We start from the raw sequence: 14456 nt of genomic DNA, 5'->3' as shown, positions 1-14456 counted from the left end.
ATTTGCTTACTTTCCAACAAAAAGCGTATTCTTCTTCAAAAGAGGCACTCTTTTTCTTTATTGAACTGATCTTTAGGGCAAGGATCTTTACTTCACATTCTGGCCCGATCGTATTATGAGTTTAACCAGTCATTTCTGGTTGAACTTTTTTTATATGGAGTAAATGATTTAAGTAGCCGGGGTAGAACGATCTGGCCCGAGGGACTTGATCCCGTCCGTAATACTGTTCACCCCCTTACAGAAAGAATAGCGTTTTATCGTTTTGGGGGGTAATGATTTACCTTAGCTTGATGGGCATGTGGCGATCCCCCTATAAGGAAAAAATTAATATATTGTTTATTCCATAAAGGGCGAGATTGTCGAACAACACAAAACTGTTTCTGTAGACAGTTTTTGGAACTACCTCCCCACTTTGTGTTCATATACACAAAGTGGGGAACCTTATTTCTTCTGATATTTTTTCATTTTAGTCTTGATTTTTCGAGGGGTTGTGCAAAAATACCCATTGTTCACCCTCACCATAAACATGTTCCTGTTATTTTTGAAACGGTGAACACGTCTATAACATAATAACTGTGAGCGCATGGTTTGATATTCATACACATAAAACCTAAAATTTGATTGACATCGCACAGAAAGGAAGTTATAGACATGGCATACGATTACCTATTCTCAGATTTTAATATCGGAAATACCAATATTAAGAACCGTTTTATTGTTTCCCCTATGACTCGTGTGAGCGCGGAAGAAGATGGGCTCGCCAATAACCGTATGAAGGAATACTATGAACGGTTTGCTAAAGGTGGTTTTGGCACCATTATTACAGAAGGAATTTATTTCGATGAAAGTCACAGTCAGGGTTATGATAACCAACCAGGTCTAGCCAATGACAAACATGTACAAGCATGGAAACCTATCGTTGATGCCGTTCACAATCATAGCACCTTATTCATTGCCCAGCTTATGCATGCCGGCGGTCAATCTCAAGGAAATGCCTACGTGAATGAAACCATAGCCCCATCTGAGATTCCACCAAAAGGAGAACAATTGGAATTCTATGGCGGCTCCGGCCCCTTTCCAACGCCCGAATCAATGACAAAACAAAATATTGATGATGTTAAAAGGGCCTTTGTGAATGGGGCGCTTCATGCAAAAGAAGCTGGTTTTGACGGCATCGAACTTCACGGCGCTAATGGATATTTGTTAGATCAGTTCCTAACTGACTACCTCAACCATCGTGAAGATCAATACGGCGGTTCACTTGGAAATCGCCTTCGGTTGATGCTGGAAGTTATAAATGATGTACGCCAAGCTGTCGGCGAGGATTATATTGTCGGCATTCGCATCTCACAAATCAAGGTATCCGATTCCAAGCATAAGTGGCAGGGGGGTGAATCATCGGCTGAGACCATTTTCTCTAAACTTGGTGAGGCATCCTTAGATTACATTCACGTTACGGACGGTAATGGAACAGCCCCTGCGTTTGGTGAAGGTACTAAGACATTAGCGAAGGCCGCTAAGGATTACGGAAAACTCCCTGTTATTGCGAATGGTAAGCTTGGAGACCCGGAAACCGCAAACAACGTCCTTCACCAAAATGAAGCCGACTTCGTATCTCTAGGAACTAGTGCGCTTGCAAACCCTGACTTGCCTAACCGAGTCAAACGAGATAAAGAACTGAAAGCCTTTGATTTTAAAAGTACGTTACTGCCCATTGCGTATGTTAAAGACCATGAGCTGAATGCGGACACCGTCGAATAAAACGAAAACGTCTGAAAGCCGTCTATATCCTGATAGCCCTTGATATAGACGGCTTATTTTAATCTTATTTCCGTAAAAATATATAAGCCTTTAGTTTATTCAACTAAAGGGGCGCCTATCTGGAATAAGAACCAGCGTCCGGTTTTGCAGAAATGGACTGGATTGTTGAATAGTATATGTTAAAACTTAAGTAAGCTATTAATCGAAACTTATTTTTTTGTTAAATCAGGTTTTAAAGGTATACTTTAATCAATCTCTATTTTAAACCAACATAAGGAGGCATCACAATGGCAGGAAGTTTTTATAAGGCCCAGAACCAGCAAAGGCTCCTTCAGGGGCAAAGTAGCTGTAAGAATATAGGTCGTAAAAGTTCCTAGAAGAGCAAGTGTCGGAACAATCCGCACGATATTGTTAAGGAAAGAAGGGATTTCACATACCAAAATTAATGAAGTTCCTTTACCATTTGGGTTTTCGGAACCTTCACTTTCCTCAAGCGTAAAACAGCCATAAGAAGGCATGTTTTTTTCCATTTTAAGTAACCTACTTTGCGGGTTAACCGATGTTTGCTGGTTCTGGGCCTATAAGGCAAGTCATAAAGACCATTTAAACAAGCTGAAGGATCTTGTGCCGGATCAGGCACAGGCTTTTGCGGATTACAATGCAGGCGTGTTCAAAGAAGGTGCACTATCCAAAAAGGAAAAAGAAATCATTGCGGTTTCAGTTGCTCATGTCACGCAATGTCCGTATTGCATTGATACCCATACCAAGAACGCCAAAAAAGAAGGGGCAGAACTCGGTGAGCTGGTGGAAGCTGTTATGGTTACCTCTGCCGTTGAGGCCGGCGGTGCTATAACACACAGCACAAACATGCATAATGCCCTTTCTGACGAAGCAGGTGATACGTTGTATGAGCGTTCAAATTTGAAAAACCTTAACCAATTAGGCAAACATGCAAAAGACGGTTTTCAGGGTTATTCCGGATTCAATCAGGCCGCCATGCAAGAAGGAAAATTAAGCAAAAAGTTCAAGGAAATCGTAGCAGTAGCCGTTGGCCATGCGACACTTTGTCCATATTGCATTGATGTTCATACGAAAAATGCTGACAAGCAGGGTGCAACCAACGAAGAATTGGCTGAAGCAGTATTGGTTGCTTCCGCATTGCTTGCCGGCGGTTCGTACGCACATATGGTCAATATGATCGAAAGCTTCAGTGAGGAGTAATCGCACGATAAATATGACATTAAAAACCGATGGCTGTTATGGCCATCGGTTAATTTTTGGACATACGAACAGCGGCAGCGATGAACCAGGGGCCGTTATGACACCCATGGTTGAGGCTTCATTGAAACAAATGGGAGGAGAAAACTGAGAAGAATCTGAAAAAGGTTTTGTAAGTGCAAACCCCATGGAACGTGCTATGCCATTAACTGGCCCTTATATACAGTATCAACAATAAATGACTGATGGAATGCGCCTTTTATCTTTGTGTACATGTGTGTGAAGTTAAGTGGTTAAGGACTTGACGCGGAGCCTCTGTGGGCATGATTTGTCTTGAAAGGCTGAAGCTGTTGTTTCATAAGGCATCCGAGCCTATCATACCCACCACTCCACGTAAAGTCCTATCTTTGTGTACGTTAAATACTAAAAAAAATGACTGTAGATAATGTTTCCATAAAGTTAAAAAAACCGCCATTTTTGTATCGTTACATACGTTGAATACGGTAGAAAATCATACTGTATATAAGGGCGCACTTCTGGAACAAGTGCGTTCTTTCTTAACTTGGCCATATTATTATGGCTTTTTTTATTGACTTTTTTTCAAGTATATCTTATTATTACGTTATACGATACATCATCAAACGTAACAATCATAAAGGAGTGGCAACGTGGTTGGAAAAAACAAATTCACAGAACCTTCATTGTTAATTTTGATAAGCCTTGCAGAAGAAAATCGTCATGGCTATGCCATTATGGAGGACATTGAAAAAAATTATGATATTAAATTAGGTCCAGGAACTTTATATGGAGCAATTTCACGTTTACAGAAGGCAGGATATATAAGTGCTCTTGAAACACAAGACCGTAAAAAGCCTTACAAGCTAACAGAGGAAGGGCAGGTATATTTGAGTAACCAAATTAAAGAAATTCAAAAAGTAACTACACTTGGTTTAAAAAGGCTTGGTTTAGTATGAAGTGGTTTATCTATATGTATCCTAAAAGTTGGAGAAGGCGATATAGCAATGAAATGATTGAAGTCTTAAAACAGACAGATTGGTCATTCAAAGTAGTTTTCGACTTATTATTAGGCATAGCAGATGCTTGGATAATGGAGTTAAATGAAAAGAAAGTTTTGGGATTTCGTATGAGCCAAGTATTATTGCTAATTAGTTTAATAAATGTTTTTGTCATTTTGAAATTGACATCATTAAGGGGGGTTAATGTTATGTTAGAGCAAGTTTCGTTACTTATAGCAATGCTGTCTTTTTTCTTAGCAATTGTTGTTTTAATAGCGAATATGCTTAAGGTTGGAATTATACCTGCACTTTCGATTAAAACTAAGTTAGCTAAAATATCGCTTAGTTTAATGGGATCTTATGCACTTTTCTTTGCAATATTTTTAGTGGCAGCAAATTAACTATTCAATAATATGTTCTTACAGAATAGAACTAGCATCACACGTTATCTAAGCCTTGATTAGACAATACCGCAAACGGGCGCTTATCGCGAATAAGGTAAGTGCCTTTTTTATAGATTAAAGGATTGAGTTAATTCCTGGAATTTGGAATAATTGGTATTAAGTAAAAATAGCTCGAAGGAATAAAGGGGGCCATTCCTTGTCAAAGGGATTACTTCACCATGTTGAGATTTATGTCACTGATTTAAAAAGGTCAATTGATTTTTGGCGTTGGTATCTTGAAGAATTAGGATACAGCCCGTTTCAGAAATGGGAAAGCGGGCAAAGTTGGAAAATAGGAGATACATACATCGTTTTTGTTCAAACTGAAGAACGGTTTTTAGACGTTCCATATCATAGATGTTGCGTGGGTCTAAATCATTTAGCGTTTCATGCGGAATCGCGTCAACACGTTGATGATATGACGGAGAAATTAAAAGATAAAGGAGTTACTATTCTTTATGAAAAGCAGCATCCATTCGCTGGGGGAGATGACCATTACGCCGTTTACTTTGAAGATCCGGACAGAATGAAAGTGGAGCTCGTAGCACCCTAACAGTCAACAATTGGGCGCGGAAATCTAATAAAGATTACGCCATATTACATATAAGGGCATTTAATTAAATAGGAAAAATTCATTTTGTGGGATTTCTTATAGGGAGGATCACTAGCGTTGCATAAATAATAAAAGAAAATTGATAATCTTGTTAATTATCCAAAATATAGGTTTCCGGGTATAAAAAAATCCTTTATAATGGAATTGGTGGTTGTTGTCCAAATCCAATATAAAGGAACTCAGAATATGGACAATCATACACTATTATCATCATTTGGTAAATGGGTTGCACCCATTAATATTGAAAAACTTACAGAACAAATTACGCAGACCGGGCAAGATCGCTACACGAAAAAGTTTACGACTTATTCCTACATCAAACTGTTATTATTGTCCCACCTGGAAGAGGTGGAAAGCTTACATGCGATGAGTGATACACTTTTTGATGACGAGGTTCAACAGGAATTGGGGCTGGGTTCAATTAGCGTTTCCCAATTGTCGCGAAAACACCGTACTGTGGATCCCAATTTGTTGGCAGTCATCTTTTATCAATTAGTTGATCAGATACGCCATTCTCAACCGGGTCGAACAGTTATGCCGGTAAAAATCATTGATTCGAGCACGATACCACTCAACCTGACGAATCATCCATGGGCTACCTTCCGTAAAACGAAAGGCGGCGTCAAACTGCACTTGCGGTTAATGTTCATGGAAAATGGTTCTTCTTATCCGGAGTACGCCAACATCACGACGGCCAACGAACACGATCGTAGCCAATTAGAAGTTTTGGTGGACGACAAGGAAGCAACCTACGTATTTGATCGTGGTTACATAGATTATGAGCGTTTTGACCGCATGACGGACGACGGTTATTTCTTCGTCTCCCGGTTGAAGAAAAACTCGATTACACGGACGATCAAGTCCTTTGAGGTGGAACAGGGTTCCACGATCGTTACGGATCAAATGGTAGCTGTCGGTGGTCCAACAAAGCGCATGGATAATCTATTTCGCTTAATTGAAGTCGATGATACAAAAGGCAATCGACTGCGTCTCATCACAAATCGGTTTGATCTAAAAGCCAGTGAAATCAGTGACATGTATCGTTCACGCTGGACGATTGAATTATTTTTCAAATGGCTGAAACAGCACGTTAAAATCAAACATTTTTATGGCCATAGTGAAACAGCTGTGATGAACCAAATCTTTTTAGCGCTGATTGTTTATTGCCTGCATGTGCTCATTCAACTAGAAACAGAGTCCAGGAAAACCATATTGCAGATTAGCCGTTTATTAAAAGCGAAACTGTGGAAGAACTGCCGTCACTGGCTTCGTCGCATTAGCGGCATACCATAATTATAAGTGTTGTCGCTGTCTCTCCCGGAATAAATGTATAAATTTACCAAATGGACAATGCCACTTTTTCATTAAGGTTTGTCTTTTTGGCGAAAAATAGAGCTAAATTGATTACAGAATATTCAATTTATATTAATGCAACGCTAGTGAGGGAGGATAAAAAATATGAGTCAGAGTGATTGTCTTGAAAATATTTATGCCAATTTAATAAAGGATTTTAAAGAAAAAGTCAATCGCAACTTAACAGATGAAGAATTGACTTTTTTAAAGTGGTTAGCCCAAGAACAATTAGAGACAAAAAATATAAAAGAGAATGGTGGAATGTAATGTGCCCACTTGTCAAGACACAAAAATAGATTATTTAAGATAAAGCCTCCTTTATAAAAAGTCTAATTCCACCCGGCCGCATTAGACGGGTTTTCTCCCGTTTTAGAGGATTTCCTGGGTTCCATCACCCTTGACCTCGTTTGTGTCCATGGTACTGTTCCTATGGCGGATGGGAAAAATTAAGCCTTTAGGGCTCCTATCCGCACAGCGAGCGTACCATGGACAATCACTTCCTAAGTTCCGCTGATGGGGCCCCGACCCCTTTCAGCGATCACTAAGGAGTGGCACAGCGGTCAAGGGCAAGCAGCTTCGCTGTGGTTAAGCGTTCCTTCCCAAATAGATACTGGCCGGTGTCTTATCTCCTAGAGCTTGATGTCTGCGTTTCCAGTTGTAATGATGCATGTAAAGTCTCGTCATTTGCTTTAATTCCAGCACCGTCTCTGGATATAATAAATAAAGCCTTTCCCATTTATAGCTTCTGAAAAATCGCTCTGTTCTGGCATTATCCTTAGCGCGTCCTCGCCCATCCATGCTGATTTTTATGGATTCATAGCTTTTGATGCATTCAGTATAATCCTTTGATGTGAATTGACTCCCTTGATCGCTGTTAATGATCTCGGGCATCCCGTACTTTTGAATAGCCTCCTTCACCGTACGAATAATAAAATCAGTCTGCATCGTATTGCTTAAAGACCACCCCACAACGAATCTTGAAAACCAGTCAATAATCACTACAAGGTACATGAAACCTGTTGGTGTGCCGCAGTACGTAATGTCGATCCCCCAAACCTGATTTCGATAGGTAATGCCTACACCCCGAAGCAGGTAGGGATACGTTCGTGCCTCTAAATCCCGTTTGCTCAGATTCGGACCCGGATAAAAGGCGATGATACCCATCTCCCGCATATAACGACGTGTTCGCTTGATTCCTATATTGGTAAAACCTAAGTCTTCCAGCTCACCTTGGATTCGGCGACAGCCGTATGCAGGTTCATCAAAGTGTATACGATCAATGGCATTTTTGATGTCAATTTCCTCCTGGCTTGGCTGATATACCTTGATTTCATAGTAAGCAGTTGACCTGGACAGATTCAATAGTTTACACTGATGCTTAACTGTTAATTCCTTACTGTCAAAGTCTATTAATGATTTTTTCTCCTCCAATCCGAGACCTGTTGTTGTTTTTTTTTGAGCCAATTCATATCTACGGTTAGCTGGCCAATCTGATTGATCAATTCCTCCTTTTCTGCCTCGTGTTCCTGCTTCAGCTGTTCCATTTCCGTGGACTTTTTATCAAACACCACAGGCATATTGTTCAAAAACTCTGTCTTCCATCTACTGATGAGTTGTGGACTTACTTCATATTTTTGAGCGATTTCATTAAGGGTGTTTTCTTCCCTTAATATTTCTAAAACAACCTTTGCCTTTTCTGCTGCACTATATCTTTTTCGTTTTTTACTCATAGCATTAGTATTATCTTATTTTTTCATTTTTAGTGTCCAAACCTACGGATACATTATAGTACAAATGGAAGCACTATCAGATGAATTATTAGTTAGAGCATATATTAAAGCCCTCGAATCAAATTTAAATCCTGATTTTGTTCATCTTTTAAAGCAAGAAATAGAACAAAGAAAGTTATGTTTAGATAATTTTAACTTAACATCGATTAAATAAATATAAAATATATCTACATTAATATCGTTGTTTTACAACAATTCAGCAACAGTATTTGTGGCATAACAGTTTTCCAGAATCGGGCGCAATTCCGGAATAAAGAAGAGCGCCCAATTTGCCACTGTAGGACCATATTGTGGAGTAAAAGCTAATCTGATCCAGATTAGCTTTTTTTATATCGGACTACACTTTGTTATCTTTGAGTTTGTTCAAACCAGTTATGTTCTAATAAATCTTACTCAGTTGGGAATTATAATCAAAGTTAATATATAAAGGAGAGTGATTTTTGTGAGTTCACAATCGGTGATTGAAAAAAACTCATCGCTTTTCAGACATGCCTATAGTGAAAAATTTCAAATATGGTTGGACCACATTTTGTTTACATGGAGATGGTGGTTGGGCATATTAATTATAATTTGCTGTTTATGGACATTGTATAAGCTTACTAAAAATGAAAGCAGAAATCGCTTGCTATATGTTGGTTTTTTTACAGCTTTGCTTGTAACATGTCTCGACTTAATAGGTTTGTTTTTTGGTCTTTGGAATTACAAGTATGAAGTATTTCCATCAATTAACACCTACCTCCCTTGGGACTTGTTAGTTATTCCTACGTTGGTGATTGTACTATTGTACGTAAAACCCCATCATAATCCAATCATAAAGGGTCTGATACTGGGAGCGATTACTTCTTTTTTGGGTCTTCCGTTATTGAATTGGGTAGGACTTTACGAACCGTTGAACTGGCATTATATCTATTCTTTTCCCATTCAGTTTGGTATTTATTTACTTGCTGATTTTATGAGTAAGAGAGAAAAGTTCACAAAGTTATAGGGGTAGGTTATTTCTATTATATCCACTTAAAATTAATTCTGCATGTTTATATATTAAGGAGATGGGTATCAAGTACTAAGTTATCTCTTAGTTGAATTCGAAATTGACTAACTAAAAAACGGCATCATGAGTGCTTTTACAAAAATTCTTGGATCAGGGAACTACGAGACAAAATAATAATATGAGGGGAGGCGGATGTACTGTTTCTAAATATAAAGAATTAGACATCCAAGTTTATTGATGATAGTCGAAAAAATTTATTTAATGCAAGAGATGATGAAGAATTGTATCTAGGGTGGAAGAGTAGCTGTAATTGAAACCGAATATGTGTATCACGAATGTGAAAAAATTACTTCACGATAGTTACATGCTAGCAGTAAAGTTAGTGTCTTATGAAGTAGAATGATTTTATTTATGTTCAAAAAAGGTACAATGTAGTTTTGAATCAGTTTTAAATCTCCACTTCACGGATTAGATTCAACATTGGTGGAGAGGAAGTACGAAAGTTTGTGTAGCATAAAAGAATTAAAAAGAAAGATAGAAGAAACAAGGCAGGAAATGTATAAAGCATATGAAAGTGACCCAAACGATCCGAAGTTTTTATCTATTTCGCAGAGCTTGGATGTTTTATTAAACAAGTATAGTCAAGCATTGAAAAAAGTAAAAAAGCCGGATATAGATGGGGATTCGTATTAGATAAAGTGATTTATGCAAAATAATTTCATGTAAATCTATGTCCAATACCTCATTGAACTCTGAGGTATTGGGCGCTTTATACATATGGTTATCAATATATTTTAATCGGGTGCTATTGTTGAAGAATTTTTAAAAAAAGAAACAGCCCACTAACATATTAGCTGAGCTGTTTTATTTTTATGCCAAAAGCCTCTTAGAAGCAATGTTTTTAATGCACAATTGTCTTGTGAATTAACCTGTTAATGACAGTTTAAAAGCGTTGCTATTTCATAAGAAAATCATTCTGATATTTTGAATTATCTCCACCGTAAATGAACTACTTATCAATGTGAGAGGCGCCTGTTTTTATATTCTGAGATGTTCATCAAACCAGCGTGTGATGTGATTCAAACGTGAAATGCGCATTTCAGGTTTGCCGCTTCGGCTCAATTCATGGTTGGCATCAGGGAAACGGACAAATTCAACATCCTTTTTCATATGCTTTAATGTTACAAACAACTGTTCACTTTGTTCAATCGGGCAGCGGAGATCTTTTTCGCCGTGTACAATCAGTAGAGGTGTATCAATATTTTCAGCATACTTCAATGGTGAGAATTCCCACAGTTTTGCCGGGTCTTCAAGCAGGTTTTTACCTAGTTCCCATTTTGTGAAGAAGTAGCCGATATCGCTGACACCGTAAAAACTGAGCCAGTTGCTGATGCATCGCTGGGTGACCGCTGCTTTAAACCGGTCAGTGTGACCAATTATCCAGTTGGTCATGAAACCGCCATAACTGCCGCCGGTGACACCCAGGCGGTTCCGGTAGATAAAGTCATGTGTGTCAAGCACATAGTCAACTGCGCTCATTAAATCGGAATAGTCTTGTCCGCCATAATCTTCCCGGCAGGCATCAACAAACGTCTGGCCATACCCGTGACTTCCGCGCGGGTTGGTGTATAAAACAACATAGCCTTTGGCGGCGAGCAGCTGCAGCTCATAGAAGAATGTCCGGCCGTACATGGCGTGGGGTCCGCCGTGAACTTCCAAGATTAATGGGTATTTTTTGTTTTCATCAAACCCGTATGGACGAAGCAGCCATCCATGAATTTTCCAGTTATCATCGGCTGTGAATGTCAGGGCTTCCGGTTCACTAAGCTGTACGTTTTTCAAAAATTCTCTGTTGGCATCTGTTAACTGTAGCAGCTGGCTCTCTGTCATTTGATAAAAGTTTCCCGGATCTGATGGTGTGCTGATACCAAGGATAAATACACCATCGTGAAGCGAAAAGCCAAAAACATGATTATTGTCGTTGTAGAGTTCATTCAGTTTGCCATTCAGGTCAGCCTGATATAATCCGGTTGCGCCGCTGTCTGTCCCCAGGAAATATAAATGTTGTCCATCCTTACTCCATACAGGACCGTTTTCGGATTGGCCAAGTCTTGTATCACCAATCATGACATCTCCCAGCTGGAAGTCCCATAATTTGCTGAGGCAGGAACTCTTGCCTGATGCTGCATCAAACACATATAAGTCATTTAATGTTGCTCCCTGAAAGGCGAATTCATGGCCGAAACAGGCTATTTTGGCACCATCCGGCGAAAACCGTGCATTACCGTATTGGCCTTTTCCATTCGTTAAAGTGGTTATGTCTTTTGTCGCTACATTTAATAAATGCAAATCACTGGTCAGCTCATAATCTCTATCTTCATGGAGGTTGGCGCTGAATAAAATATAATTTCCGTCCGGTGAGATATCTTCAAAATTATGATCGGTTTCTGCTGATGTCAGCTGTTCAAATGTGTCATTTCCCATATTATATAGCACAATTTGCATGTGTTTGTGATCGAGGAGGCCGCTTGCGTCAGATTTATAGTTTAATTGATTGATGACAAGCGGCTGCTTGCTTTTTTCATTTTGTTCCTTCTGACGCTCGTCGCTGGATTGTTCATGCTGGTCTGTTGCGTCATCATTTTTTTCCAGCGGTGCACTGAAGATGATACTGCTGCCATCTTTGGAGAATGCCGGGTTTAACGCACCATGTTTAAATGATGTCAGTTGTCTGGCTTCACCGCCGTCAGTTTGCAAGAGCCATAATTGCGGTGTACCGCTTCGGTTGGATTGAAAAATGAGTTTTTTGCCATCGGGCGAAAAGCGCGGATGGCTGTTTTTGGCTTTGTCAAAAGTCCATTGCCTTGCATCTTTATTCTTTAATGATTGAACAAACAGCTGGGACGTATAATCATCGTCGTCATTCGCTTTGGTCGATACAAATGCGTATGCGCTCCCGTCCGGTGCAAATTGCGGGTCGCTGTATACATTGATTTGCTGCAAGTCCTCTGCAGTCAATGCACGTTTGGATTGATTTGTCATAAAGGCTCCTCCTTGCAATAGCAAGTTTCGTAAAGAACAGCGTTTTGGTTCGACAACAGACTATGTTCTGACTTTACTGAGGGCAGCGTCTTGAACATATGCTTTCTGAATCTTTCTGGTGATGCTGCCTGGCTTTCCGTTTGCGATTGTTTTATTATCAACTTCAATAATCGGCATCACTTCAGAAGTTGTACTTGACAGGAATAATTCGTCGGCCATTGCCATATCAGCAGTTGAAAAAGCTTCTTCAATAAATGGTATCTGCAAATTCGCTGCAAATTGTTCGATGCGCATCCGGACACATCCGTGAAGGATACGCTTTGTTGCTGGATGCGTATATATGTTACCGTTTTTAATAAGAAATATGTTGGAAGAACTGCATTCAGTCACAATGCCGTCACGATGAAAGATTGCCTCATAGCTGTTGCTTTCCTGTGCTGCCTGTTTTGCGAGCACATTCGGGAGCAGGTTTAAACTTTTAATATAACAGTTTTCCCAGCGGGTATCCCGTTCTGTGATAGTTGAAACACCTTTACTTAGGTCATCTGTTTTGCACGGCATATCACGAATGTAGGCATAGACATTTGCCTCTGTTTCTGATGGGAAAGCATGGGTGCGCGGTGCTGAGCCGCGTGTTGCCTGCATGTAGACAATGCCATCAGAATCCATACCGTTTTTATCTAACAGGTTAAGCAAGAGGTCGGTAATTTCTTTTTTGGAAAATGGCAGCACAATTTTTATCGCTTCAGCCGATCGGAACAGCCGATCAACGTGTTCGGCAAGCAGATAATACGTGCCGTCATAAATGCGAATTACTTCATAGACACCATCGCCGAATTGCAGTCCGCGTTCTTCAAATGGATATGTCAAGTCTTCCTGCTGGGTAAAATGGGTTTGTGAGAGTATAATTGGGTAAACTGACATTTTAATCGCCTCCTTCAAGTAAGTGTTCAAAAAAGAGGTTAAAAAGGACCGAGAAGTTCGAGGCGGCGTAGTTTCGAGCACAAGGAATGCTTCCCTGAATCCGCATCGCATACGGGCATTAGTGTTCTTCTTTTCCAAGGAGTGGAGAAACAAGCCCACTAGAAACACCGATGCGTCCTTTTTACCAGACTTTTTGAACAACCTCTTAAAGAGTTATTCTATATTTCTCTCAGCCGTATGTAAAGACATAATAAAAAGTGACAGATATCACAGAAACGTAGTTTGAATCCTTTTATAATGTGATATATAAAATAGTTAAAGGGGGAAATAATATGGAGCCAATACTGGAGCGCCTGAGCACGGAGGAACGTGAGAAATTAATCGTCAATTCAAAAGAGCTGCATATCCCTAAAAATACTGCCATTTTCAAAAGCGGCGCACCTGCAGATTATTTGTATTTTATACATAAAGGACAAGTGCGAATTTACAAACAAATTGAGTCCGGCAAAGATTTAACCATTTTCACGCGTCGGGAGGAAGACGGATTTGGTGAGATTGGTGTGTTCGGGGCACAAAACTATTCGAATTCGGCAAAAGCCGTGCAGGACAGTGTCATATATGCAGTTAAACGCAAGGCTATAGAAAAAACTTTGGCACAAGACGGGCGCTTAAGCTTGCATTTCACACGCTGGCTGGCTGAATCATTGGAAGCAAGCAAGGCAAAAATCCGGGATTACATCGCTTTTGGTTCAGAAGGTGCAGTAGCTTCCATATTTATACGCTATTCAAATATGCACGGTATTGTCACCCCGGAAGGTGTACGTATTACCGAGCCGATTATGATTCAGGATATCAGCAAGCATATTGCGGTTTCCAGAGAAACGGTCAGCCGGATCGTCAATAAATGGAAAGAACAGGAAATTGTCGTAAATGAGAACAAATATTTCTTAATAAAAGACATGAGTTACTTTAGAAAAATGTTGGCTTGTGAACAATGCAGCGTTGAGAATTGTGCGTTGTAACATGAATTATTCTTTTGGAATGAGTATCCATCTATTTCTTGGGATGCTTTTTTAGTATAGTATTTGCATCGATTATAAAAGATTCGTGCTGAAATTTTTTCTTCAAGTGGTTGATTCCGTCATATTGAATTGATATAATATAAAATGTTCTAAAAAATAACAGCATCCTACATATTTTGCAGGTGCGGGTGTAGTTTAGTGGTAAAACCTCAGCCTTCCAAGCTGATGTCGTGGGTTCGATTCCCATCACCCGCTCCATACATATGTTACAACGCAGTGTTTCGCT

At 39.6% G+C, this 14456-nt stretch carries 15 protein-coding genes, 1 tRNA gene and 1 pseudogene; 13 read left to right on the top strand and 4 right to left on the bottom strand.

The window, feature by feature from the left end:
* The first annotated feature begins 651 nt into the window (after positions 1–651).
* Positions 652–1761, top strand: coding sequence for an oxidoreductase (locus AOX59_RS09145; protein WP_068444912.1), 1110 nt, complete (start codon positions 652–654; stop codon positions 1759–1761).
* A gap of 245 nt (positions 1762–2006) precedes the next feature.
* On the opposite strand, the gene AOX59_RS19620 is transcribed toward AOX59_RS09145, so the two are convergent.
* The gene (locus AOX59_RS19620) at positions 2007–2291 is read right to left on the bottom strand and encodes a hypothetical protein (protein WP_156418669.1); all 285 of its coding nucleotides are present in this window, start codon (positions 2289–2291) and stop codon (positions 2007–2009) included.
* On the opposite strand from AOX59_RS19620, the gene AOX59_RS09140 reads away from it, so the two are divergent.
* The 7 genes from AOX59_RS09140 (at position 2278) to AOX59_RS19615 (ending at position 6671) form a co-directional block, all read left to right on the top strand.
* Positions 2278–2982 (top strand): carboxymuconolactone decarboxylase family protein, encoded by a 705-nt coding sequence (locus tag AOX59_RS09140; protein ID WP_082684167.1) that lies wholly within the window; start codon positions 2278–2280, stop codon positions 2980–2982. The two genes, AOX59_RS19620 and AOX59_RS09140, sit on opposite strands and share 14 nt — an antisense overlap.
* Before the next feature lie 13 nt (positions 2983–2995).
* The gene (locus AOX59_RS20465) at positions 2996–3130 is read left to right on the top strand and encodes a hypothetical protein (RefSeq protein ID WP_257720705.1); all 135 of its coding nucleotides are present in this window, start codon (positions 2996–2998) and stop codon (positions 3128–3130) included.
* A 517-nt stretch (positions 3131–3647) separates the two neighbouring features.
* Positions 3648–3953, top strand: a complete 306-nt coding sequence (locus tag AOX59_RS09135) for a PadR family transcriptional regulator (protein WP_068444909.1) — start codon at positions 3648–3650, stop codon at positions 3951–3953.
* Entirely contained in the window at positions 3950–4396 is a 447-nt protein-coding gene (locus tag AOX59_RS09130; RefSeq protein ID WP_068444907.1) for a hypothetical protein, read from the top strand. The genes AOX59_RS09135 and AOX59_RS09130 overlap by 4 nt, the downstream gene beginning before the upstream one ends.
* A gap of 199 nt (positions 4397–4595) precedes the next feature.
* Positions 4596–4991, top strand: a complete 396-nt coding sequence (locus AOX59_RS09125; protein WP_068444904.1) for a VOC family protein — start codon at positions 4596–4598, stop codon at positions 4989–4991.
* Positions 4992–5237: 246 nt separating this feature from the next.
* Positions 5238–6344 carry an IS4 family transposase gene (locus AOX59_RS09120; protein ID WP_068444902.1) on the top strand — a complete coding sequence of 369 codons (1107 nt, stop codon included), beginning with the start codon at positions 5238–5240 and terminating at the stop codon, positions 6342–6344.
* A gap of 165 nt (positions 6345–6509) precedes the next feature.
* Positions 6510–6671, top strand: coding sequence for a hypothetical protein (locus AOX59_RS19615; RefSeq protein ID WP_156418668.1), 162 nt, complete (start codon positions 6510–6512; stop codon positions 6669–6671).
* 318 nt (positions 6672–6989) lie between these two features.
* On the opposite strand, the pseudogene AOX59_RS09115 reads toward AOX59_RS19615, so the two are convergent.
* Positions 6990–8134 (bottom strand): annotated as a pseudogene (locus AOX59_RS09115) (IS3 family transposase).
* Between the two features lie 64 nt (positions 8135–8198).
* Here AOX59_RS09115 and sda point away from each other — a divergent pair.
* The 3 genes from sda (at position 8199) to AOX59_RS09100 (ending at position 9875) form a co-directional block, all read left to right on the top strand.
* The gene (sda, locus tag AOX59_RS19210) at positions 8199–8348 is read left to right on the top strand and encodes a sporulation histidine kinase inhibitor Sda (protein WP_082684166.1); all 150 of its coding nucleotides are present in this window, start codon (positions 8199–8201) and stop codon (positions 8346–8348) included.
* A 279-nt stretch (positions 8349–8627) separates the two neighbouring features.
* Positions 8628–9179, top strand: a complete 552-nt coding sequence (locus AOX59_RS20710; RefSeq protein ID WP_418000777.1) for a CBO0543 family protein — start codon at positions 8628–8630, stop codon at positions 9177–9179.
* 486 nt (positions 9180–9665) lie between these two features.
* Positions 9666–9875 carry an aspartyl-phosphate phosphatase Spo0E family protein gene (locus AOX59_RS09100; RefSeq protein ID WP_257720709.1) on the top strand — a complete coding sequence of 70 codons (210 nt, stop codon included), beginning with the start codon at positions 9666–9668 and terminating at the stop codon, positions 9873–9875.
* Between the two features lie 345 nt (positions 9876–10220).
* On the opposite strand, the gene AOX59_RS09095 is transcribed toward AOX59_RS09100, so the two are convergent.
* A complete protein-coding gene (locus AOX59_RS09095) occupies positions 10221–12224 on the bottom strand; it encodes a S9 family peptidase (RefSeq protein WP_068444892.1) in 2004 nt (667 codons plus the stop codon).
* A 60-nt stretch (positions 12225–12284) separates the two neighbouring features.
* Complete coding sequence (gene dat / locus AOX59_RS09090; RefSeq protein WP_068444890.1) at positions 12285–13148, bottom strand: D-amino-acid transaminase; 864 nt, start codon at positions 13146–13148, stop codon at positions 12285–12287.
* Positions 13149–13480: 332 nt separating this feature from the next.
* Between dat and AOX59_RS09085 the strand changes: the two genes are divergently transcribed.
* Together AOX59_RS09085 and AOX59_RS09080 are read left to right on the top strand one after the other, a co-directional pair.
* The gene (locus AOX59_RS09085; protein ID WP_068444888.1) at positions 13481–14170 is read left to right on the top strand and encodes a Crp/Fnr family transcriptional regulator; all 690 of its coding nucleotides are present in this window, start codon (positions 13481–13483) and stop codon (positions 14168–14170) included.
* Between the two features lie 184 nt (positions 14171–14354).
* Positions 14355–14428 (top strand) — tRNA-Gly (locus AOX59_RS09080).
* Positions 14429–14456 lie beyond the last annotated feature (28 nt).

This window comes from Lentibacillus amyloliquefaciens, from assembly GCF_001307805.1.
Taxonomy (GTDB): Bacteria; Bacillota; Bacilli; order Bacillales; family Amphibacillaceae; genus Lentibacillus; species Lentibacillus amyloliquefaciens.
The sequence above is the reverse complement of the archived record's forward strand: the minus strand, read 5'-3'. Positions and strand labels throughout refer to the sequence as shown.